Here is a 21,452-nt window from a genome sequence, read left to right on the forward strand (position 1 = left end):
TTACCCTGCCACTGATTTACACCCTGAAGCAGGCATCTGATGAAGAACGGAAGCAACTGCAGGAAATAATCCTGGCTGATTTTGTCAGCCCGGAAGACTTTACTCATGTCTATCAGCTAATCATCAAGTATCAGGGAATCCAGTTCACCATGAATCAGGCGCGAAAGCATATTGAAACAGCGAAAAGTCTGTTAACCCCCTGGGGACCATCTCTCTTTAAGGAATCCCTGCTGTTTGTGGCTGATTATGTACTTGATCGAAACCGATAATCTGGTAAAATAACTGCGGCTGTTTAGTACCTTACAGGTTATTTTCTTGTTTTTTTAACAAGAAAATGTTCTGATAAGAGTACTTATTTGCGGGCCGAAAAGGCCACATTTGGGTTGCGGGCGTTGTTCCCGCATTAGCCGTCAAGAGGGAAAATATGAATTTTTCATCAATCATCTCGACCATTTTTTTGGTTATAATCATAGGTTTTCTTGCCTACCGCCTTTTCAAGGGTGGTGGTTGAGGATGTTAGGCAACCTGGCAGGTTGCTGAACAAAACAATAAACTGTCCATAAATATTTCATATCCATGAAGGAGGGGAAATCCATGTCGGCTGAACTTATCGGTTACTTGAATGACGACAATTTTACCACTGAGATCGAACAATCTGAGGTTCCGGTTCTCATTGATTTTTATGCCACCTGGTGTGGGCCATGCACAGCCATGGCTCCGGTTCTGGAGGAATTTGCCCGGGAAAAGGAAGGTAAAGTAAAAATTTTCAAAATCAATGTTGATGAAAATCCCAAAACCCCGGCAAAATACGGGGTTCGTGGCATTCCAACTTTAATCCTTTTTGCCAAGGGAAAAGAAGTAAATAAGATTGTCGGCATGACCCCGAAAGATCATTTGGAAAAAATGCTCGATAACGCCCAGTAGGAAAATATAGCTGCTGAAGCAATATCTCTGTAAATCAAGTGCGGAAATAAGACTGCAACCATTTTGGCAGCACAATAGTTGTAGGAATACCATTTTTACTTCAATGGCAAGTTATAAAATGATGTACAGTACAAGGGGCCTTGAACCTTAAGCCTTAAACCTTGAACTAGGAACCCCTCTATGTCTGCACCAAAAACCAGAGACAGATCATGCATGAAAATCTTTGCCTTGGTTTTAATCTTCTGTGGATTGATTGCCTGTGGTGATTCATCGGCACCAAAGAAAAAGAAGGGAAAGCTGGCACCAGACTTTTCCCTGACTTCATTGGATGGCAAGGAGCTAACCCGTAACTCCCTCAAAGGTAAAGTGGTCATTCTTGATTTCTGGGCCACCTGGTGCCCTCCCTGCCGGGCGGCCATCCCTCATCTGGTAGAAATGGATAAAAAATATCGTGACCAGGGACTCGTGGTTGTGGGGATAAGTCTTGATCGGGGGGGCAAAGAAGAGGTATCCAACTTTGCCGAACGTAATCACATTGATTACGACCTGGTTATGGGGGTTAACAACGCCATTTTGAAAGATTTCGGTGAAATCAGTTCCATCCCGACTATCATTATCCTTAACCAGCAGGCTGAAATCATTTTCAAAGCTGTCGGATATAATGCAGAAATTGCCCAAACCATTGATAGCAAAGTGACTGAATCACTACAATAAGGGTTCACGTAAAAATAAATGAGGAGAGATAAGGAAAATCCAGCATGAGGCAAGATTTTTTACTGGAAATCGGCACGGAAGAAATACCCGCGGGCTTTCTTAACAGGATATTTCAAACTCTGCCCCATCAAGTAGCTGAATTATTGTCCTATCACCGGCTATCCTATGAAGATATTAAAGTCATGGGAACTCCCCGCCGGTTGGCAATTCATGTTTCCAGCCTGGTTGACAGCCAGGAAGACCGAACCATTGAAAAAATGGGGCCTTCAAAACAGGTCGCATATGATGCCGATGGGAATCCCACCAAGGCAGCCATTGGCTTTGCCCAGGGGCAGAAAACCCCTCTGGAAGAGCTGGAAATCATTACCACTGAAAAAGGGGAATACTTAGGCGTCAGAAAAAAAGAAATCGGCCAGAAAAGCATCGATATTCTGTCGGCCACCCTCCCGACTTTCATCGAAAATATTCCATTCCAGAAATCCATGCGCTGGCAGGATTTTGATCTCCGCTTTGCCCGGCCGATTCACTGGCTGCTGGCCCTTTTGGGCAAGACGGTCATTCCCTTAAGTATGGAAGGATTGACTTCAGGAAACTGTTCCCACGGTCATCGGTTCATGTCCCCTGAGACTTTTACCATTGAAGAGCCCAACCAATATATGGACCGGTGCCGGAAGGCCAATGTTATTGTTGATCAGGATGAACGCCGGTCGATGATAAAAGAACAACTGTTGGCAATTGAAAAAGAAGTTGGGGGAACTATCATCGACGATGAGGAACTGCTGCAAACGGTTACCAACCTGGTGGAATTTCCCACTGCAGGCTGTGGCTCATTTGAAAAACAGTTTCTCGAACTACCTGAAGAAGTTTTAATCACGGTTATGCGCCATCATCAAAAATATTTCAGCCTCCGTGACCCCCAGGGGAAATTGATGCCCAACTTTATCACCATCAACAATACCCTTGCCCATGACCCCCGGCTGGTAATTGACGGGAACGAAAGGGTGTTGCGGGCCCGGCTTAATGATGCCCAATTTTTCTACCGGGAAGACCTGAAAGTTCCCCTGGAAACATTTGTAGAACGACTGAAAAATGTTGTTTTTCAAACAAAGCTTGGTACATCTTACGAAAAGATGTCCAGGTTCCAAACCCTGGCAACCGAGTTGGCGGAAAAGCTCTGTCCAGCCAAAAAAGATAAAGTGGCCCGGACCGCCCTGCTCTGCAAGGCCGACCTGGAAAGCAACATGGTTGGTGAATTTTCCGACCTGCAGGGAATCATGGGCAGAGAATATGCCAAAGCAGCAGGAGAGGACCAGGACATCAGCCGGGGAATCTATGAGCATTATCTTCCTACATCTGCCGGCGGCAAGCTGCCCGCCGATGATTGCGGCGCCCTGGTCAGCATTGCCGATAAAATTGATACTATTGTCGGCTGTTTCGGCATCGGCCTGATACCTACTGGTGGCGCTGACCCTTACGCCCTGCGGCGCCAGGCTCTGGGAATTATTCACATTATTCTTGACCGGCAATACACCATTAACCTGGCTGAACTGGTAAACAGGTCTCTGGAGCTGCTGGCGGCTAAAATTGATCGTCAACCCCAGGTGGTTGCTGATGAGGTATTGGAATTTATAAAAGGCAGATTTTTCAACAACCTGACGGCCAGAGGAATTCCAGCCGGGGTGGTCGATGGGGTGTTAGCCACCGGTTTTTACGAGCTGCTGGAAGCCAATCGTAAGATTGAGGCTTTGGATGTCTTCCGGCATCGGGATGATTTTGAATTATTACTGGTGGCATTCAAACGGGTAATGAATATTATCAAAGGAACAGCTGAACAACAAATTGCACCTGACCTGCTGGAAGTAGCCGCCGAAAAAGAACTCTTGAGAAAACTTAATCTGATTTCAGCTTCCTGCCAAAAAAACATAGCCGGCCGAAACTACCTGCAGGCCCTTGAAGCCATGGCGGAATTGAAACCGGCGGTCGATACTTTTTTTGACCAGGTGATGGTTATGGTTGATGACGAGGCAACCAAGAATAACCGCATAGGACTACTGCAGGCGATTGCTTCTCTGTTTAGACAAGTAGCTGACTTTTCAAAACTGTAAGGTTAAAGAGGTTAAAAGGGGTCAGAGTAAAAATAAATTAAAAAAGAGACAGTGCGATAGATGAGAGTTAGATTTAATTTTACTCTGACCCCTTTTAAGAGGAGGGAGGATGTTGATGGCTGAAAAACATGTCTATACATTTGGTAATGGTGTGGCTGAGGGAAATGCTTCGATGAAAAATATCCTGGGCGGCAAAGGGGCCAACCTGGCGGAAATGACCAGCATAGGGATTCCTGTTCCTCCCGGGTTTACCATCAGTACTGACACTTGCGTTTATTTTTATCAGCATCAGGACCAGTATCCCGAAGGACTGACTGAGCAGGTACAGGAAGCCTTAAGAAAAACGGAGGACATTATGGGACGCCGTTTTGGCGATCCAGAGAATCCTCTCCTTTTCTCAGTTCGTTCCGGAGCTCGGGTTTCCATGCCCGGAATGATGGATACCGTCCTTAATCTCGGTCTTAATGACGATACCATCAAGGGCATCATCAAACAGTCCGGTAATGAACGGTTTGCCTATGACAGTTATCGCCGCTTTATCCAGATGTACGGAAATGTGGTTATGGGTATCGACGGGGAAAAGCTCGAAATCCTGCTGGAAGAAGCTAAAGAAAAAAAAGGGGTAGAACTGGATACAGAGCTTAACGCCCTGGATCTCAAAGAAGTTGTGGGTCTGCTCAAAGAACGGATTCAGGAATTAACCGGCTCCTCCTTTCCGGAAGATCCCAAAGCCCAGTTGTGGGGAGCAATCTCTGCAGTTTTCAAGTCCTGGAATAACCAGCGGGCTGTCACCTATCGACGATTGAATAATATCCCTGATCATTGGGGAACAGCGGTTAACGTTCAAGTTATGGTTTTTGGCAACATGGGTGATGACTGTGCTACCGGCGTCGCCTTTACCCGGGACCCATCAACCGGGGAAAACTATTTTTTCGGCGAATTTCTGGTCAATGCCCAGGGAGAGGACGTGGTTGCCGGCATCCGCACCCCGCAACCTATTAATAATGTCGGCAAAACCGACTCTTCCCTGGCATCCCTGGAAGAAGTCATGCCTGACCTCTACCGGCAGCTGGTGAAAATATACCAGAAACTGGAACACCATTACCGTGACATGCAGGACATGGAGTTTACGATTGAAAAAGACAAACTCTGGCTGCTGCAAACTAGAAACGGCAAGCGAACCAGCAAAGCGTCCATTAAGATTGCCGTGGATATGGTCAGTGAAGGCCTGATTGACAAAAAAGAGGCTGTTTTACGTATAGACCCTCAACAGCTGGATCAGTTGCTGCACCCAATGCTGGACCCTGATGCCCCCCGGAATACACTGGCAAAAGGTTTGCCGGCTTCCCCCGGCGCCGCCTGCGGAGAAGTGGTTTTCTCTGCTGATGAGGCTGAGGAATTTAACGAAGAGGGGAAAGCGGTAATCCTGGTCCGAATTGAAACCTCACCAGAAGATATTCATGGCATGCATGCCTCCCGGGGCATTTTAACGGCCCGTGGAGGCATGACATCACACGCGGCTGTAGTTGCCCGGGGGATGGGAAAATGCTGTGTGGCCGGTTGCGGTGACATAAGGCTGGATTACGAAGCGGAGTATTTCAAGGTTGGTGATACAGTAGTCAAAAAAGGCGAGATTATCACTCTGGATGGTTCAACCGGAGAAGTTTTCCTTGGCACTATCCCCACCATCGAACCCGCCCTTACCGGTGAATTCGGCACTTTCATGGAATGGGTTGACGAATTCCGCCGGTTAAAAGTAAGAACGAATGCCGATACACCCCATGATTCAACCGTCGCCCGCAATTTCGGTGCCGAGGGCATCGGCTTATGCCGGACGGAACATATGTTTTTTGAAGAAGATCGGATTATGGCCGTACGGGAAATGATTCTGGCTGACGATCTTTCCGGACGGGAAAAAGCCCTGGCTAAAATACTGCCAATGCAAAAAAGTGATTTCCTGGGCATTTTCACCGCCATGAATGGCCTGCCGGTAACCATCCGGCTGCTGGATCCACCATTGCACGAATTCTTACCCCATACTGATCAGGAGCTGAAAGTGCTGGCTCAATCCATGGGAGTCCAATTTGAGACTCTCAAAGAAAGAACGGCGGCCCTGCACGAATTCAATCCCATGCTGGGACATCGTGGCTGTCGGTTGGGAATTTCCTACCCGGAAATTTACGCCATGCAAACCAAGGCAATTATTGAAGCCGCCTGTGAACTGGTAAAAGAAAAACAGCTGGATATTATTCCGGAAATCATGGTGCCCCTGGTTGCCGATGTCAAAGAATTAAAAATTCTGAAGGAAAAGATCATTGCTATCTGTGATGAAACTATTTCCCGTTACGGCGTCACCTTGGATTATATGATCGGCACCATGATTGAGCTGCCCCGGGCAGCTATCACTGCCGATGAAATCGCCAAGGAGGCTGAATTCTTCTCTTTCGGCACCAACGACCTGACCCAGACCACCTTTGGTCTCAGTCGTGATGATGCCGGTAAATTTCTTAAGGACTATATTGACCAGGGTATTTTTGTCCGTGATCCCTTTGTCACTATTGATATTGACGGCGTTGGCGCCCTGGTGGAAATGGGAGTCAACAAAGGCCGACAAAGCCGACCGGAACTGAAAGTTGGCATTTGTGGTGAGCATGGAGGTGAACCGGCATCAGTTGAATTCTGCCACCGGGCCGGGCTCAACTATGTCAGCTGTTCTCCTTACCGGGTTCCCATCGCCAGGCTGGCAGCAGCCCAGGCGGCACTAAAAGAATAAAATTTTAACTTTCAGAATAAATTACCACGAAATCATATTACCACGAAGAACACGAAAGGCACGAAGAAAAGCAAACTTTTTTAAACTTCATGTTCTTCGTGCGCTTCGTGGTGTCTCTGTCATTGCTTTATTAAACAATTATCGTAACTATTCAGCTTTAGCCAGCTAGAAGCTTGATTCCGCAGGGGACTGAATTTTTTTCACGAAAACCGGGAGACAGATTAAATTTTTTCATTTTGAGATGGTACTAAAATCAATTAAAGATCGATATTGTTCGGTGAAAATCATTCTGTCCCCGAAAAAGAAAAAATAAAATCTGTCCCCTGCAGGTAAAGACAACCCTGCTGAATAGTTACCAATTATCATACTTTTAGCGTAAGTCAGCAAGTTGAGATAAAATAAAAGAAAGTTCAGGGGGGAATGTCTCAAAACACTGAACATCCTGATCAACGCCCGTTGCGGATGTTCCAAACCCTGCTGGCAGCATATGGGCCACAAGGCTGGTGGCCGGCGGAAAACATTGAAGAAACCATCATCGGGGCGATACTGACCCAGAACACCTCCTGGAAAAACGTAGAACAGGCGCTTGCTGTTCTGCGCCGGGAAGAACTGATGAATTTTGAGCGGCTGGCACAGATACCGCAAGAACATCTGGCTGAATACATCCGCTCATCCGGATATTACAACCAGAAATCCAGGCGTCTTCGAGGTTTCAGCCTCAGGCTGCAAGCTGAGCATGGAAACTTGGTTCAGCTTGCCACCTTGCCGACTCAATCCCTACGTGATTGGCTGCTTGACGTCCATGGCATCGGCAAGGAAACTGCGGACAGCATCCTGCTCTATGCCTTCAATCGGCCGGTTTTTGTCGTTGACGCCTATACTATCCGGATTTTCAACCGTCACCGCTTAATTGAGGAAACATATGATTATGACCAGGTGCAAACCTATATCCATAAAAATCTGAGACCTGAAGCACAAACCTATAATGAGTTTCATGCCCTGCTGGTTCGTGTCGGCAAGGAATACTGCCAGCGAAAGCAACCCCGTTGTGAAAACTGCCCGTTAAGAAAGAAAAAGGTACAAGGCTAAAGGTGTAAGGTACACCTTATACCTTCTTAAGGATTAATCCATGTCCAGCAAAACTTCCGACACTCATCCCATCAATCAGGTAATTGATGCCAAAAAGCCTATTTTTGACAAAATATTTGCGGAAAACCAGGAACTGCGGGAGAAATTATCCCAGATCATGGAGATCAGCCGGGAAAACGAGGACCTTCAACATCATTACGACAAGTTAGAAGAAACAATTTTTGCGGCTGACAATCTATCCCAGTTAATAACTTCCCTGCAGCATGAGCTTATTGAGCGCTTTCATATCCCCCTGGTTACCGTGGCCCTGCTGGACTCCATCCTGGAAAGGATAGAAGAGACCCCGCTGCCAGCCACGGAAACAACCACAAGGATGCGACCCCTGACAAGTATCTCCAAAGGCATCTACCAAAACTTTTTCCCCCAGCACCAGCCACTTATTTCCAGCGGCCTGTTACCGGAGTTGGCAGAATTCTTTCAGGCATCAAAAAAATCCAAACTGGAAATTGGTTCTTCCGCCTGCATTCCGCTGAAAGCCGGCAGCCGCCTGATGGGCATTCTCATGCTCGCCAGCAATGATGAAAAAAAGTTTAAACCCTCCCTGGCCACGGATTTTGTCGAGCGGCTCAGCAGCCGGCTGGCGATAGCCATTGAAAACCTGACTATCCGCAACCAGCTGGAAAAGGTTTCCCGTACCGATCAGCTGACCGGCCTTTATAACCGCCGCTCTCTGGCTGAACTCATGCCACTGGAATTTGAACGGGCAAAACGATACGATCACCCTCTGTCAATTTTAATGATCGATCTTGATGATTTCAAGCAGATCAATGATCAGTACGGCCATGGCACCGGAGATCTGATCCTGAGCAGTTTAGGAAAAATACTGATTGATAATACCAGAAGGAATGACGCGGTGGTTCGCTATGGCGGGGATGAATTCCTGGTTATCATGCCCCATACTGATGGGGAACAGGCCCGGGTGGTTGCTGATAAAATCCTGGAAAAAACCAGGGGAAGATCGATATCACTGTCGGAAACAACAAAAATAAGTTGCGCCATCTCCCTGGGTCTGGCAACCTTCCCCGCTGCCGGCATCGAGACCTCTGAAGCCCTGCTGAACCAGGCGGATCAAAATCTTTACACTGCCAAAAAAGAAGGTAAAGGGAAAATTAAAGGCTAGATATCCGCCAAAACCCTCTGAACCAATTCTTTTGATTTCTCCCTCATAACCTGCCATTGTGCACCTGTCAGACCGGCACCCCTTGCTACTTTTTCCGCAAAATTCAAGGTCACTAAATCTCCGGGAGCATGAGCATCATTATTAAGGACCAAAGGGGCTCCGGCTTCCCGGGCCATCCTGGCCACATGACCGTTAGTAATGCTATGCCCCCCACGGGTGGTAATCTCCAGGCAGACCCCGTTTCTGGCGGCCAGTTCAGCTTCAGCAAGCGAGATCAATCCCGGATGAGCCAAAATATCAATATCACTTTCCAGGGCTGACTGGTTGGTTCCCGGGCAGACCGGTTCTACCACCGACTCGCCATGAACGATGACAATTTTTGCCCCCATATCGCGGGCTTTAGCGGCCAAACGACCAATTAACGCGGGGGGGACATGAGTGATTTCCACCCCCGGAATCAGGGTCATGGACATCTCCGGCTGCAAATCGGCGCAAACGGTAATCAGTCTGGGCAGGACAAAATCAAGGTTGGAGCTGTCAATATGATCGGTCATGGCCAGGGCTTGATATCCAAGAACCTGGGCCCGACGGGCCAGTTCAGCCGGCAACAGGGCCCCGTCACTGAAGAGTGTATGGGTATGCAGGTCAATCATCGATCATTTACTCCCTTCCTTTTTGAAAAATGAACATGGTGAGCCGGGCTCCGAGATAGCCCCCGGCCCCATCTGCCAGAACATCAAACCAGGAGCTGTCACGTCCCTGGACGAAAGATTGATGAAGCTCATCACTGAGACCATAAACCAGGGCAAATAAAAAGGCAACCATGAGCACAAAAATCTTTGATTTTTCCGGCAGCAGGTGCTGGAAAAAGCGATGAGCCAGAGCCCCAAGAACAGCATATTCCGCCAGATGTAAAAGTTTATCCGACTGGGGAACAATGGAAGGCAGAGCAACATCCGGCTGGGAGGACAGATAAAAAATCAAAATACAGTAACCCACCAGAGGAAGCGCATACCAAATAATCAGGGAGGGATCATGTTTGCGAGCGATCATTTTATACCGACATGGTTTCATTGTCCGCAAACATCTGGGACAGCCCCCGGTGAAACTGAGGACAGTCCCGAGTTTGCTATGTAATCAGGGAAAAAGATCCTTTTCCAAGGTACCCTGAAGTGAGTGCCGCAATGCCCGGCTTATCCGGACAGTAACAAAATGGCCAACAAGATTTTCAGCGCTGGAAAAATTAACAATCTGGTTAGTGGGCGTGCGGCCAACCCATTGATCCCCACCTCGCTTGGCCGGCCCATTAACCAATATCTCCTGGGTTGTGTCCTCCAGGTTCCGTAAATTTTCGCTGGTAATCTCATCCTGCAGGGCTTGAAAAACCCGCAGCCGCTCTTTTTTTACTGTTTCCTCAACCTGATCAGAAAAAGACGCTGCCGCAGTTCCAGGACGGGGAGAATATTTGAACGAATAGACCGTATCATAGCGTACCCGACGAATCATATCCATGGTCTGTTGAAACTCTTCATCGCTTTCGCCGGGAAAACCGATAATCATATCTGAGGAAAAAGCAATTTCCGGGCAAACCTGGCGCAACCGTTCTACTTTATCAAAATATTCAGCGGTGCTGTAGCCCCGTCCCATTCGCTCTAAAATCCTGTCGGAACCGGACTGCAATGGCAAATGAAACTGTGGACAAAGGTGATCAAGATCTACAAAGGCGGCAATCAGCTCAGCAGACAGATCTTTGGGATGGGAGGTAGTGAAGCGAATACGCTCAATACCATGGATTTCATTGACCCGGGCCAGCAACTGAGGGAAATTAAGCTCTCCTGCCGTTTGCAGGCCATAAGAGTTAACGTTTTGTCCCAGAAGAATCACTTCCCTGATTCCTTTTTCGGCCAGTTGCCTGATTTCAGCCAGGATGGAAACACTGGGACGGCTGTATTCCCGCCCCCGGACATAGGGAACAATGCAATAGCTGCAATAATTATCACAGCCCTGCATGATGGTGACAAAAGCCGTCAGGGTTCCGGCGGCATAATGGGGGATAATATCCAGCGAGGGGATAACTGGTCGAAAATCCGTATCAAGCTGTGGCAGACAGGTATTTCTGACTTCCCGCACCATGGCCGGCAGGGCATCAATGGCGTGGGTACCGAAAACGATATCCAGCCCAAGACATTTCTGTTGCAATTGCGCCCCCCACTGCTGGGCCACGCAACCGCCAACAGCCACCACCAGCCGGGAATTCCGACGCTTCAACGGCAGGTATCGCCCCAGAGCGCTGAACACCTTTTGTTCCGGTTTTTCCCGCACGCTGCAGGTATTGATGATGATCAGATCAGCCAGGTGAAAGTCACTCACCAGCTGGTAGCCTTCCTCCCCGAAAAGCGTTTCAATTTTCTGGGAGTCGCTGACATTCATCTGGCAGCCGTACGTTTCCAGGTAGAGATTCATCGTGACCATTCCCAGCCTCGGATGCTTTCCATCACCCGATAATTAGTCAAATCAAGATGAAGCGGCGTTAATGAGACATAGCCCTGCTGAACAACCTGGAAATCAGAATCATCAATTTCCACCCCACCCAGAACATCACCGCCGATCCAGTAATATTTCTGCCCCCGGGGATCCTTGTTTTCCGTTATCGCGTCGGAATAAATTCTTTTACCCTGAGCGGTTATGCGATAACCGGGCAGAGCATCCCAGGGACAATCAGGAACGTTCACATTAAACAAGGTATCTTCCGGCATCCCCTGTTGAAAAATTTTCCCGGCAATTTCAACCGCAACCCGGGCGGCAGTTTCAAAATGGTGTTCCCGACCAATCACCAGGGAAACAGCCATGGAAGGAATGCCCAGTAAAGTGCCTTCAAAGGCCGCGGCCACCGTTCCCGAATAAGTAACATCATCTCCCAGGTTTCCCCCTTTATTGATACCCGAAACCACCAGATCAGGGGGATTATCTTTCATGATCGCGTTCACTGCCAGATTAATGCAATCGGTGGGGGTACCGTCAACGGCATAAAAGCCCTCCTCCAGCTTTTCAACCCGCAGTGGGTTTCGCAAAGTCAGGGAATGGCTGCAGGCACTCTGTTCCCGGTCCGGAGCCACCACCGTTATCTTACCCAGTGAAGCTAAGGCTTCAGCCAGCGCCCTGATTCCAAAGGAATGAATTCCATCATCATTAGATATTAAAATATTTCTTTTTTGCATTCGTTCATCCGTAGTTAAGCAGTTAGCAGTTAGCTTTTAGCATTTAGCTGAAAAAAAAGGGCTCACCTATTTATTTTCCATTCGAGACACGCAAAACCTGAGATCTGAAGCGTATTTTTATGTTACGCTGTTTCCCTCCATTAGTCAACGGGCAGCCAACAGCTTTACAAGCCTCTTTTCTTTATGGTATAGCTGACAAGAAGGATATAACATTCCCAAACTAATGGAAAATTTATGAAAAAATTTCGCTCGGCGCTGCTCATATCCAGTCTGACAATCCTGATACTCTTATCCAACCATGTTTCTAAACTCTCAGCCGGTGAAACTATTGATATCGGCGTTCTGTTGCCACTTACCGGCCATCAGGAAACCATTGGCATGATTGAAAAACAGACATTTGAACTGGCGGCAGAAAAGTTCAATCAGGACGGAGGGCTAAACGGACAACAAATAAATCTGATTTTCATTGATTCAGCCGCCAACCCCGTAAGAGCAGTTAATGCCGTCAGGCAGGTTTTGGCTGAAAACGGGGGAAAACTGCTGATGTTGACCGGCGGCTGCAGCAGTGCGGCCAGCTGGGCGGTGGCTGAATATGCCCAGCAGCAAAAAATTCCTTTTCTGATCAACACCGCTTCCAGCAGCAGAATAACCGGTCAACAATGGGATTATGTATTTCGCCTCAACCCGCCGGAAGAGGAATATCTCCTGCAGCCGCTGGCCCGCTACCTTAAAGATGACGAAGAATACCAGAGTGTGGCAATTATTTATGAAAATTCCATCTGTATGACCGAAACCGCCCGCAAGCTCAAAGAGCTATGCGGCCGCCTCAAGCTGGATCTGAGTATCTGGAGCAGCTATCACCCGGGGCGGAAAAACTTCCGGCGGTTAGGTACACAACTGACAGAAAAACAACCGGACATTCTCTTGCTGGTCAGCAATCAAAACGAAGCTATCTCAATCCTGTCCCAGTGCCGAAAAATGGAAATCCCCCCGGAACTTATTGTCGGCTGTTCCCCGACTTTTTCCCGACAGGAGATGTGGGATACAGCCGGAAAAATCCTTGAGGGAGTAAAATCAGTGATCCTTTGGCAAGATTTTCTCCCCTATGACGGAATCGATGAGTTTTCCCGGGAATACAGTCTGTATTTTTCAAAATCCCCCGACTACCACGAGGCAGAAGCCTACGCCGCCCTGGAGATTATCGCCGAAATCTTTTCCCGGGCGCAGACATTTAGCCGGGAAGAAATCAAAAACCTGCTGGCGGCAACTGAGATGATGACCGTTTTCGGCCCGGTACGTTTTGTCAGTGATTCCCGCTACACTAACCAGAATCGCCTCTCCGGGCACCTGGTCCAATGGCATCAAGGATTCCTGGAGCTAGTCGACAACTGATATAAGGAGATAAAAATACATGCAAAAACAAAAATATGTTTATTACGAAGAAAACGGGGTTTATGTCGGCTTTCTTGAAGAGTTCCCTGATTATAGAACCCAAGGAAAAACTCTTGATGAATTGAAACAAAATTTGAAAGAAATATATCAGGAGCTGAATTCAGGCACAATTCCACATGTTTATCATGTAGGAGAACTTGAATTCGCATGAAAAGAGTTGATTTAATCAAAAAACTTAAAAAATCTGGATGCATATTGATTCGCCATGGTGGTAACCATGACTGGTATCAAAATCCAAGCACTATAATAAGCCAGCCAATACCCAGGCACAGAGAAATTGCAGAAAGCCTGGCAAAACATATCATTAAAAAATTGAGTTGATCCTATGATGAAATTGCTGTTGATTATGTTGAGTTTGTGGTGTAATCAAGCAAAAAGGCCATTTTTCCTATTGCTTAGTCAACGCCCGATATATCCGCGGCAGCTTATCAGGCAAATCCTTGACATCAGCAATAACCGTATGATGTACATCTCCATAGAGCCGGTCAAAATGGGAAGAGTTAACTGCGTTGACCGTGATAGCATGAACATGGACAAATTTTGACCGGCTTTCCCGGATTGCCGCCCGACAATCTTCGATGGCATATTCTTGACTGTAATCCTGGTCATTCGGCAGTCCATCGCTCAAGATAACCAGGAGTTTGACCTTGGCCGGGTAAGCCGCCAACTTGGTGGTTGCATGACGAACAGCCGGCCCCATACGGGTGTTTTTCTCCGGTCGCAAGGCCCCGATGCGGCTTTTTACCTCGTCATTCAAGGATTCAGCAAAATCCTTTACCAGAAAAAATTCAGCCGCCAGCCGACCGGAACCGGAAAAACCGGCAATAGCAAAAGAATCTCCGACCCTTTCCAACGCTTCACAGAAAAGCACCACGGCTTCTTTTTCAACTCCAAGAATGCTCTTGCTGGAATCAGGAAGCTTGTTTTTGGTTGAACTGCTGACATCAATCAAGAGAAAAACCGCCACATCGCGATCAACCTTCAACCGCTTGCGATAGAAACGCTCATCAGGCGTAATCTTCAACCGACGGTCAATGGCATATTCAATCAGGGCATCATAATCAAAGGAATCACCCTCCGGCCAGTGCCGCAGAATCTGCAGCCCCTCAGGGCGCAGCAGCTCAAAATTTCTCCTGAGGCGACGAACCAGACCACCATGTTCATGCAATACTTGCGGATAAAAAGAAGTATCGGTACCTAGCCGCTGGTGTTCAAGCAGCTTGACATGATCCCGCAGATAGTCCTGCAGTTGAATACTCCACTCGTCATACCAGTACGTGGGTACTTTTTCATTGATTAATGAAGATGCCCCACCATCCTCTCCGGCAGGAAAACATTGCTGCAGATCCAGACCAGACAACCGGCTTCGCAGTTCACTGCTACTGAAACCTTTATCCCCTCCCATGGTAAACAGGCAGTTTTTTAACATTTCAGGGGTCAGACTCTGGCCTTGATCTTTCAGTAAACGCTTTAAATCAGCCTTGAAAAAATCCACCCCGGCATCTTCCAGGACCGCTTTCAGTTTTATCGCCCGTTCTTCCTGATCTTGTGATGCTTTGGCCACCAGGTCAAAACGCAGACGGCGATCAAAGGGAAATTCCGTTTGCTCTCCATCTTTTTCCTTTAACGACAGCATTGTATCTATCAGGGGATAGACTTCACATACCACCATGGCCACTGTTTCCACCGGAGTTTCCGCAGTTATGTATTTAGCAAAAGTTGTCTGAATACCCCTGAGCATCAAGGGCCATGATTCATCAAAAGTTTCCAGACCTACCAAATCTTCATCAAGAATTAACCAGGCATAAAGCAGTTGCCAGAATGACCATTTTCCCGCAACAGCCGCCAACTGCTTTAATTCCGCCCCCAGCAGGGATCTTACCTGTTTGGCAAATCCCGGGTAGCAGGACTTGAGAAAACTAATTACCCGTCCCTGCTCAATCAGATTTAAAAGTTCTTCCGCCAGCGCCGGATGGCTGAACCCGGCAAAAAAGTATTCCAGATCATTCCGGGGTTTGACCTCTGACTCCTGACTTCTAGCTTCTGACTCCTGCATTTGAAACTTTTCGCTAATTTCCGGAGGGCAGAATTCCTCTCTGAATCGCTGCCAGTCAAAATCAAAGCTTCCGGCCTCCCAGCATGCCAGATCCAGCCCGGCAAGCAGCCGGTAAATTAACTGATTTTCCGCTACGGTTTTTCCACGGTCCATTTCCTCGGGCAGGTAGATACGAAAACCATCCGTACATGGACCCGACATAAATCGGCTGGTTGCCGGCAGATGCTCAATAGAACGAATGGTTGGCGACCGGCCACTGCGGGCCTGCAGATAGCGACTTAGAGAACCCACAACCGCAGACAAAGGCACCATGGTCTGCAGCTCCCGGCAGGCATCAAGTCCCAACAGCAATTCAAGAGCCAGGAATCTCGACTGCCGCGTTTCATCAGCAAAATGCAGCGCTTTGGCAATAAATAGCGGCAGATCATCGACTGAAAGGTGGGCCAGACCCTTTTCCATGCCGCGGAAAAAAGCATGGGCCAAACCATATCCTTTTTTCACCACCCGCAAAAGTTGTACGACCTGCCAATCCCGTTTTTCCGGCTGGCAGAAAAGGATTCCCCGGGAAAGCAGGGGAGCATAACGAATCAGCTCCCGTTCACTGATCTGCTGCCCCAGAGCCGCCAAAATCATCTGCAAATAAGCTTGGGCGGCATGTTCTTCTCCCGCTTCCAGCAGTGACAGCAAAGCATTCATTACCTGACCCAGGGGATATGGCCCCCAGGGACCGATGGCCACCACAACTTCCCGGGCCAGCTGCAACAATGATTGATTTTCAATTTGAATAATTGAAACAAATTTTTCCGCCACTGAACGGCCAATCACCGGGGTAATGCGCTTGCCGATGGCTACCGTATCCGCATACTGTTCCTGCCAGTTTTCAGAAACAACACCTGCCAGCTGCAGGAAACCGGTGGCCACCGCTTTCCCCAGTTCAGGATAGTCACGCATCCAGAACAGGCTGTTTTCTACCAGAATCCGGACTTCAGCCGGCGCCGGCAATGGCGATTTTGCCACCAGATCACGAAACAACTGGTCGGCAAACTCTGGTTCAAGAAGAAAGAGAGGTTCAAGAAGAGTCAGATAATCGGCAGGATCAAGGGGATTATCGGCATGATCAGACATGTGCGGCAGCTACTCAAACATATCCGTTATAATTTCCTCAAGGGTTTCCTGGAGGCCGGAATCGTCGGTAAGCGGTTGGGTGATGGCCGATCGGCAAGCAGCCAGGGGAGGAATTCCCCGGCGAATCAACTGGGCGGCGTAAATCAGCAGGCGGGTACTGGCTCCTTCAGCCAGACCCTGTTCCCTGATGTGGCGGATTTTACCGGCCAGGGAGACCAGCCTTTCCGCCACGGCCACATCAATACCACTCTCCCGGATGACAATGGCACTTTCTTCCGCCGGCAACGGATAGGTAAATTCCAGGGCCACAAAACGCTGGCGGGTACTTTGTTTCAGGTCTTTCAGTACCGACTGGTAACCGGGATTATAAGAAATAACCAACAAAAAATCAGGGTGGGCTTTGAGAACCTCACCGCGTTTGTCAATGGGCAGCAGGCGCCGGTCATCAGCCAGCGGATGAATCACCACTGTCGTATCTTTACGCGCCTCAACCACTTCATCCAGGTAGCAGATGCCGCCATGGCGGACAGCCAGAGTCAGAGGGCCATCCATCCAGACAGTCTCATCACCGGTCAGCAGATAGCGACCCACCAGATCGGCAGCAAAAAGATCCTCGTGACAGGAAATTGTTACCAGCGGCCTCTGCAGGCGATGGGCCATATACTCGACAAAACGGGTTTTACCACAGCCAGTGGGACCTTTGAGCATCAGCGGCAACCGCTCATGACAGGCAGCCATGAACAACTCAACTTCATTGCCAAGGGGCAGATAATAGGGCTCGGCGGAAATCAGATAATCCTGGATTTTGGTAGCATGTCCAGACATGTATGAATCCCTCAGGGTTTTTCCAGTTTCTCGATAATAAAATGTTTCTCGGCTGAAACGGCAAAAATCACCCTGCCTTCCCGGGCTTCGGTTACCGATCCGGGAATCTGCCGAACACTGCCGCAGCCGCAATCATAAAACCGCAGCTGGTGGGTCTGTCCGGAAATCGGATCTTCAACCGGCAAAATCATCACATCCTTGGCCCTGGTCTTGGACGATATTTCAGCCGCGACCATGGTAACTTGGCAAAAACCACGGGGAATATAGTTAAGCTGCTGCATGGGAAATAACCTCAAAAATATTGTCGCTAACAACTATTCATCTACCACAGGGGGAAAGGTTTGACAAGAATTTATGGCTGGGATATATGGCAGAAATGAATTCTCCGGACAAACAACCTGACTGCATTTTCTGCCAGCCCGAAATCTTGGTGATTCGACAGAGAAGCGCTCGTTTTTACGTTATTGAAGACCTAAATCCGGTTACTGCCGGCCACCTCCTCATCATTCCCTACCAACATATTATTAATCCCCTGGACCTTGCCGCCGATGAAATGACGGAAGCCTGGCAGCTGATTCAGCAGCTGACGACTGAATTGCGGCAGCAGGATGCGACGATTACCGGGTTTAATATCGGCATGAATTGTGGATATGACGCCGGGCAAAGCATCTTTCACAGCCATATCCATTTGATTCCCAGACGCCAGGGAGATATGGAAAATCCCCGGGGCGGGGTCAGGGGAGTTATCCCGGCAAAACAACATTATTGATCACAGCGATACAGATGTAACCGCTGGACGATATTGACAAAGGCTATACTTCGATTTATTCAAAAGCACTGCGATGGAACTTCTGCCATGACCGGATTTCTGGTGTAATAATGACCTGTTCAAACCTGGGTTGGCGCTGATCATTCCATCAATTTTACCTGCAGTTTTATTCATACACATTTTTTCGGTGACCTATACGAATGACACGAACAGTAACGACATCCTCTTGAATATCACAAATGACCCGATATGCGCCGATTCTATATTTCCAAAAACCGGACAGATTTTTTCGAAGAGGATATCCACAACGTCGAGGATAATCTTTCGTTGCAATTCGTTCTCGCAAATAATGAAGGATATTGGATTGAGTCGCCTGATCCAACTTGCGCAACTCCTTCCTCGCCCGCTCATCGAACTTAACCTTCCAGGTCACATCCCTGCTCCAATTCGTCCAACAACCAGATTCGTTCGGGGGGATTCTCGATTCGGTGAACCGCCAAGTAATAATCTTCCAAATCTTCCAGATGCTCCATAATGGCTTCCCGAGCATAATAAGATTTTGTTCTTCCCGTTTTTACAGCCAAAGCTTGAAGTCTTTTTTCAACTTTTTCAGGCAATCTAATGGCCAGCATGATAATACCTCCTGCTATACAGATATAGCAACTGGGGAAATAAAGTCAAGTTGTTTGATCTGAGCAACCGTATTGATGAAGAAATTCTGAACTACAACAAGAATGAGATTTGAAACTGATGATTATTGACCCCTTTTAATTTGCGATCTTCCGTAAATGTCCCCAATTTTCCGCTATTTTTTTCTTGCAAATTCATACATCCACTATTATAGTTGAAATATGAATAAATTCATAGATCGCCATGCAGAAATTACCCAACTTAACACTATCTATCAAAATCCAGGCGGTCAACTGGTCGTCCTCTATGGACGCCGGCGACTGGGAAAGACGACATTACTGCGTGAATTTTGTCAGGATAAACATCATTGCTACTATATGGCCGACAAGGCCGGAGAAGAATCACAGAAAAAATCCCTTGCCATTGCCATGAGCACAGCTCTTCAGGAACCACTCCTACAAACAGCAAAATATCCAGAATGGTACGATATTTTTGCTGCTTTTGACCGTTTCTGTCCCCAAGATAAAAAAATGATCCTCATCCTTGACGAATATCAATACCTTTGCCAAATTCAGCCGGCATTTTCTTCATTTCTGCAAAAATGGTGGGATGAAAACTGGAAGAATAAAAACATACTGCTCATTCTCTGTGGCTCAATTACATCAATGATGTACAAGGAAACCATGGCCCAATCCGCACCTCTCTACGGACGAGCAGCAGCCCAAATACTCCTGAAACCCCTGTCATATCAACATATAAAAGATTTTTTACCGAATCACACAGAAGAGGAACTGATAAAATTTTACAGCCTCGGGGGTGGGGTACCGCGTTATCTTGAACTAATGAGAAACTATGAGAACTTTTTCTCAGCCCTACAGGAACTTGTCCTGAATCAAAACGGGCCACTCTACAATGAAGCACGCTATCTGCTCCATGAAGAGATTTCATCCCCCAACATTTGTTGGTCTATCCTGCAGACACTGGGCAACGGCACTGGACGTATTTCTGAGATCGGCAGACATCTTGGCCTGCCAGCCAATCAGCTCACCCATTACATTGAACTGTTAAAAGATTTATTTTTGATATATCGAGAGGTACCGGTTCTCGAAAAAAATCCAGCCCGCTCAAAAAAAGGCTTCTATCAGGTTGCCGACCCCTTTCTGCGCCTCTGGTTCGGCAGTATCTACCCCTATGACAGCTTCCTTGAATTCGGTCAAACCGAAATTATCATGGAACGGCTAAATCCATTAATTCAAAACCACATCTCTTTTTGTTATGAGCAACTTTGCCGGGAGTTTGTCAAGAGCACCCCATCAACCTTTAACTGTCTGAAGGTTGGACGGCAATGGACTGGAAAATATGAACTTGATATCGCAGGAGTCAACACAGACTTTCAACTCAATGTCGTTGGCGAATGTAAATGGAGCCATAAAAAAATAGGATTGTCGGTCTACAGGGAATTACAAGACAAAATTGTATCTAACAAACTACCACTTTCACCAAATTGCCAACATCTCTTGTTCAGTAAATCCGGTTTCACTCAAGACCTGGAAAATATGGCAAAAAAAGAAAGCCACCTTCATTTGATCAATAGCCTGTTCTAAAAATCCACCAATATTACGGACCGTATACCAGGGCTCTTATGACGCCGGGGAGATATGGAAAATCCCCGGGGCGGGGTGCAGGGGGTTATTCCGGCAAAGCAACATTATTGATCACAGCGATTCAGATTTAACCGCTGGACGATATGTCGAAAAACAACCTTGACAATGTGATGGTTATCGTATACCGTTACGGTATACGATAAATGAATAAGTAGTGAAAGGGGGACCTACATGGCAAAAACGGCAATGACTCACGCTCGGCTTACGCCGGAGATAAAAGAACAAGCTGAAGCTATCCTGAAAGAACTGGGGATTTCTATTTCAACCGCATACGAAATGTTTTATCGACAGATTATTGCTCAACAAGGCATTCCATTTGACCTGCATATACCCAACAAAGATACACTTCAGGCAATGAGAGACGCAAGAGATGGCAAAGGGAATCGATATGAAAATGTAGAAAAAATGTTCAAAGATCTGAAAATCTGATGCTCCCGATTCGTTCAACATCCAAATTTAAAAAAGATTTGAAAAGAGCCATAAAACCAAATCGAAATATAAAAAAGCTACAACAGATTCTTACGCGATTAGCCATTCCTGCTCCCCTGCCCAAAAAACATCAAGACCATAAACTAAAGGGAGAATGGGTTGACTTTCGGGAATGCCATATTGAAACTGACTGGCTCATGATTTATACAATATCAGATTTCGAACTTAGACCGGTTCGCATTGGTACACATTCTGAACTGTTTGATTAACGAAAAAAACGTGGTCTGACCCCTATTATTTAAAGGGGGATCCTGTAGGGTTTAGATAAACTTACGATGGAACATTCAATAAGTTAGGTGTCACCGGAATTTTACGGAATTTTACGGAATTTTACGGAATTTTATAAATAATACCGATGTCGACCCGATTTTCGACAAAACCAAGGCCGGAATCATAGGTTTCTCGGTTTTTAGATGGAATTTTCTCAGGTGTTGATTTA

At 47.3% G+C, this 21,452-nt stretch carries 23 protein-coding genes; 14 read left to right on the top strand and 9 right to left on the bottom strand.

Annotation, left to right across the window (positions count from 1 at the left end; genetic code table 11):
* The 7 genes from U9P07_00840 to U9P07_00870 form a co-directional block, all read left to right on the top strand.
* Positions 1-269, top strand: a 269-nt coding sequence (locus U9P07_00840) for an octaprenyl diphosphate synthase (protein ID MEA2107952.1), incomplete at its 5' end; no start/stop codon positions are given.
* Positions 270-594: 325 nt separating this feature from the next.
* Positions 595-924: a thioredoxin gene (trxA, locus tag U9P07_00845; protein MEA2107953.1), complete on the top strand. Its 330-nt coding sequence runs from the start codon at positions 595-597 to the stop codon at positions 922-924.
* Between the two features lie 180 nt (positions 925-1,104).
* Entirely contained in the window at positions 1,105-1,638 is a 534-nt protein-coding gene (locus U9P07_00850) for a TlpA disulfide reductase family protein (GenBank protein MEA2107954.1), read from the top strand.
* A 44-nt stretch (positions 1,639-1,682) separates the two neighbouring features.
* Positions 1,683-3,743: a glycine--tRNA ligase subunit beta gene (glyS, locus tag U9P07_00855; GenBank protein MEA2107955.1), complete on the top strand. Its 2,061-nt coding sequence runs from the start codon at positions 1,683-1,685 to the stop codon at positions 3,741-3,743.
* 115 nt (positions 3,744-3,858) lie between these two features.
* Complete coding sequence (ppdK, locus tag U9P07_00860; protein MEA2107956.1) at positions 3,859-6,516, top strand: pyruvate, phosphate dikinase; 2,658 nt, start codon at positions 3,859-3,861, stop codon at positions 6,514-6,516.
* Positions 6,517-6,936: 420 nt separating this feature from the next.
* Positions 6,937-7,605, top strand: a complete 669-nt coding sequence (locus tag U9P07_00865) for an endonuclease III domain-containing protein (GenBank protein MEA2107957.1) — start codon at positions 6,937-6,939, stop codon at positions 7,603-7,605.
* A gap of 40 nt (positions 7,606-7,645) precedes the next feature.
* A complete protein-coding gene (locus tag U9P07_00870) occupies positions 7,646-8,785 on the top strand; it encodes a sensor domain-containing diguanylate cyclase (GenBank protein ID MEA2107958.1) in 1,140 nt (379 codons plus the stop codon).
* On the opposite strand, the gene U9P07_00875 is transcribed toward U9P07_00870, so the two are convergent.
* The 4 genes from U9P07_00875 to surE form a co-directional block, all read right to left on the bottom strand.
* The gene (locus U9P07_00875; protein MEA2107959.1) at positions 8,782-9,438 is read right to left on the bottom strand and encodes a histidinol phosphate phosphatase domain-containing protein; all 657 of its coding nucleotides are present in this window, start codon (positions 9,436-9,438) and stop codon (positions 8,782-8,784) included. The two genes, U9P07_00870 and U9P07_00875, sit on opposite strands and share 4 nt — an antisense overlap.
* Before the next feature lie 7 nt (positions 9,439-9,445).
* Positions 9,446-9,859, bottom strand: coding sequence for a VanZ family protein (locus tag U9P07_00880; GenBank protein MEA2107960.1), 414 nt, complete (start codon positions 9,857-9,859; stop codon positions 9,446-9,448).
* 63 nt (positions 9,860-9,922) lie between these two features.
* Positions 9,923-11,257, bottom strand: a complete 1,335-nt coding sequence (miaB, locus tag U9P07_00885; protein MEA2107961.1) for a tRNA (N6-isopentenyl adenosine(37)-C2)-methylthiotransferase MiaB — start codon at positions 11,255-11,257, stop codon at positions 9,923-9,925.
* Positions 11,245-12,003 carry a 5'/3'-nucleotidase SurE gene (gene surE, locus U9P07_00890; protein ID MEA2107962.1) on the bottom strand — a complete coding sequence of 253 codons (759 nt, stop codon included), beginning with the start codon at positions 12,001-12,003 and terminating at the stop codon, positions 11,245-11,247. The genes miaB and surE overlap by 13 nt, the downstream gene beginning before the upstream one ends.
* Positions 12,004-12,237: 234 nt before the next feature.
* Here surE and U9P07_00895 point away from each other — a divergent pair, with 234 nt between their 5' ends.
* Genes U9P07_00895 through U9P07_00905 form a run of 3 tightly spaced genes read left to right on the top strand, consistent with a single transcriptional unit; the run spans position 12,238 to position 13,776 of the window.
* Positions 12,238-13,395 carry an ABC transporter substrate-binding protein gene (locus tag U9P07_00895; protein MEA2107963.1) on the top strand — a complete coding sequence of 386 codons (1,158 nt, stop codon included), beginning with the start codon at positions 12,238-12,240 and terminating at the stop codon, positions 13,393-13,395.
* 19 nt (positions 13,396-13,414) lie between these two features.
* Entirely contained in the window at positions 13,415-13,606 is a 192-nt protein-coding gene (locus tag U9P07_00900) for a type II toxin-antitoxin system HicB family antitoxin (protein MEA2107964.1), read from the top strand.
* The gene (locus U9P07_00905) at positions 13,603-13,776 is read left to right on the top strand and encodes a type II toxin-antitoxin system HicA family toxin (GenBank protein MEA2107965.1); all 174 of its coding nucleotides are present in this window, start codon (positions 13,603-13,605) and stop codon (positions 13,774-13,776) included. Before U9P07_00900 ends, U9P07_00905 begins: the two co-directional genes overlap by 4 nt.
* Positions 13,777-13,843: 67 nt before the next feature.
* Here the strand turns inward: U9P07_00905 and U9P07_00910 are convergent, their stop codons facing one another.
* Genes U9P07_00910 through U9P07_00920 form a run of 3 tightly spaced genes read right to left on the bottom strand, consistent with a single transcriptional unit; the run spans position 13,844 to position 17,742 of the window.
* Positions 13,844-16,636 carry a VWA domain-containing protein gene (locus U9P07_00910; protein MEA2107966.1) on the bottom strand — a complete coding sequence of 931 codons (2,793 nt, stop codon included), beginning with the start codon at positions 16,634-16,636 and terminating at the stop codon, positions 13,844-13,846.
* A gap of 9 nt (positions 16,637-16,645) precedes the next feature.
* Positions 16,646-17,461, bottom strand: coding sequence for a CbbQ/NirQ/NorQ/GpvN family protein (locus U9P07_00915; protein MEA2107967.1), 816 nt, complete (start codon positions 17,459-17,461; stop codon positions 16,646-16,648).
* A gap of 11 nt (positions 17,462-17,472) precedes the next feature.
* Positions 17,473-17,742, bottom strand: coding sequence for a hypothetical protein (locus U9P07_00920; protein MEA2107968.1), 270 nt, complete (start codon positions 17,740-17,742; stop codon positions 17,473-17,475).
* A gap of 86 nt (positions 17,743-17,828) precedes the next feature.
* On the opposite strand from U9P07_00920, the gene U9P07_00925 reads away from it, so the two are divergent.
* Positions 17,829-18,230: an HIT family protein gene (locus U9P07_00925; protein ID MEA2107969.1), complete on the top strand. Its 402-nt coding sequence runs from the start codon at positions 17,829-17,831 to the stop codon at positions 18,228-18,230.
* Between the two features lie 166 nt (positions 18,231-18,396).
* Here the strand turns inward: U9P07_00925 and U9P07_00930 are convergent, their stop codons facing one another.
* A complete protein-coding gene (locus U9P07_00930) occupies positions 18,397-18,663 on the bottom strand; it encodes a type II toxin-antitoxin system RelE/ParE family toxin (protein MEA2107970.1) in 267 nt (88 codons plus the stop codon).
* A complete protein-coding gene (locus U9P07_00935) occupies positions 18,647-18,862 on the bottom strand; it encodes a TraY domain-containing protein (GenBank protein MEA2107971.1) in 216 nt (71 codons plus the stop codon). Before U9P07_00935 ends, U9P07_00930 begins: the two co-directional genes overlap by 17 nt.
* A gap of 219 nt (positions 18,863-19,081) precedes the next feature.
* Here U9P07_00935 and U9P07_00940 point away from each other — a divergent pair, with 219 nt between their 5' ends.
* From U9P07_00940 to U9P07_00950, 3 genes are all read left to right on the top strand, one after another.
* Positions 19,082-20,464: an ATP-binding protein gene (locus tag U9P07_00940; GenBank protein MEA2107972.1), complete on the top strand. Its 1,383-nt coding sequence runs from the start codon at positions 19,082-19,084 to the stop codon at positions 20,462-20,464.
* Positions 20,465-20,695: 231 nt separating this feature from the next.
* Positions 20,696-20,953, top strand: coding sequence for a type II toxin-antitoxin system RelB/DinJ family antitoxin (locus U9P07_00945; protein MEA2107973.1), 258 nt, complete (start codon positions 20,696-20,698; stop codon positions 20,951-20,953).
* A complete protein-coding gene (locus U9P07_00950) occupies positions 20,953-21,222 on the top strand; it encodes a type II toxin-antitoxin system YafQ family toxin (GenBank protein MEA2107974.1) in 270 nt (89 codons plus the stop codon). The genes U9P07_00945 and U9P07_00950 overlap by 1 nt, the downstream gene beginning before the upstream one ends.
* Positions 21,223-21,452: the final 230 nt, after the last annotated feature.

It is taken from the genome of Pseudomonadota bacterium, from assembly GCA_034660915.1.
Taxonomy (GTDB): domain Bacteria; phylum Desulfobacterota; class Anaeroferrophillalia; order Anaeroferrophillales; family Anaeroferrophillaceae; genus DQWO01.

Excerpts from the sequence above, each read along its gene's own strand:
- trxA (MEA2107953.1), top strand. The coding sequence starts at position 595 with ATGTCGGCTGAACTTATCGGTTACTTGAATGACGACAATTTTACCACT.
- U9P07_00850 (MEA2107954.1), top strand. The coding sequence starts at position 1,105 with ATGTCTGCACCAAAAACCAGAGACAGATCATGCATGAAAATCTTTGCC.
- glyS (MEA2107955.1), top strand. The coding sequence starts at position 1,683 with ATGAGGCAAGATTTTTTACTGGAAATCGGCACGGAAGAAATACCCGCG.
- ppdK (MEA2107956.1), top strand. The coding sequence starts at position 3,859 with ATGGCTGAAAAACATGTCTATACATTTGGTAATGGTGTGGCTGAGGGA.
- U9P07_00865 (MEA2107957.1), top strand. The coding sequence starts at position 6,937 with ATGTCTCAAAACACTGAACATCCTGATCAACGCCCGTTGCGGATGTTC.
- U9P07_00870 (MEA2107958.1), top strand. The coding sequence starts at position 7,646 with ATGTCCAGCAAAACTTCCGACACTCATCCCATCAATCAGGTAATTGAT.
- U9P07_00875 (MEA2107959.1), bottom strand. The coding sequence starts at position 9,438 with ATGATTGACCTGCATACCCATACACTCTTCAGTGACGGGGCCCTGTTG.
- U9P07_00880 (MEA2107960.1), bottom strand. The coding sequence starts at position 9,859 with ATGAAACCATGTCGGTATAAAATGATCGCTCGCAAACATGATCCCTCC.
- miaB (MEA2107961.1), bottom strand. The coding sequence starts at position 11,257 with ATGGTCACGATGAATCTCTACCTGGAAACGTACGGCTGCCAGATGAAT.
- surE (MEA2107962.1), bottom strand. The coding sequence starts at position 12,003 with ATGCAAAAAAGAAATATTTTAATATCTAATGATGATGGAATTCATTCC.
- U9P07_00895 (MEA2107963.1), top strand. The coding sequence starts at position 12,238 with ATGAAAAAATTTCGCTCGGCGCTGCTCATATCCAGTCTGACAATCCTG.
- U9P07_00900 (MEA2107964.1), top strand. The coding sequence starts at position 13,415 with ATGCAAAAACAAAAATATGTTTATTACGAAGAAAACGGGGTTTATGTC.
- U9P07_00905 (MEA2107965.1), top strand. The coding sequence starts at position 13,603 with ATGAAAAGAGTTGATTTAATCAAAAAACTTAAAAAATCTGGATGCATA.
- U9P07_00910 (MEA2107966.1), bottom strand. The coding sequence starts at position 16,636 with ATGTCTGATCATGCCGATAATCCCCTTGATCCTGCCGATTATCTGACT.
- U9P07_00915 (MEA2107967.1), bottom strand. The coding sequence starts at position 17,461 with ATGTCTGGACATGCTACCAAAATCCAGGATTATCTGATTTCCGCCGAG.
- U9P07_00920 (MEA2107968.1), bottom strand. The coding sequence starts at position 17,742 with ATGCAGCAGCTTAACTATATTCCCCGTGGTTTTTGCCAAGTTACCATG.
- U9P07_00925 (MEA2107969.1), top strand. The coding sequence starts at position 17,829 with ATGGCAGAAATGAATTCTCCGGACAAACAACCTGACTGCATTTTCTGC.
- U9P07_00935 (MEA2107971.1), bottom strand. The coding sequence starts at position 18,862 with ATGCTGGCCATTAGATTGCCTGAAAAAGTTGAAAAAAGACTTCAAGCT.
- U9P07_00940 (MEA2107972.1), top strand. The coding sequence starts at position 19,082 with ATGAATAAATTCATAGATCGCCATGCAGAAATTACCCAACTTAACACT.
- U9P07_00945 (MEA2107973.1), top strand. The coding sequence starts at position 20,696 with ATGGCAAAAACGGCAATGACTCACGCTCGGCTTACGCCGGAGATAAAA.
- U9P07_00950 (MEA2107974.1), top strand. The coding sequence starts at position 20,953 with ATGCTCCCGATTCGTTCAACATCCAAATTTAAAAAAGATTTGAAAAGA.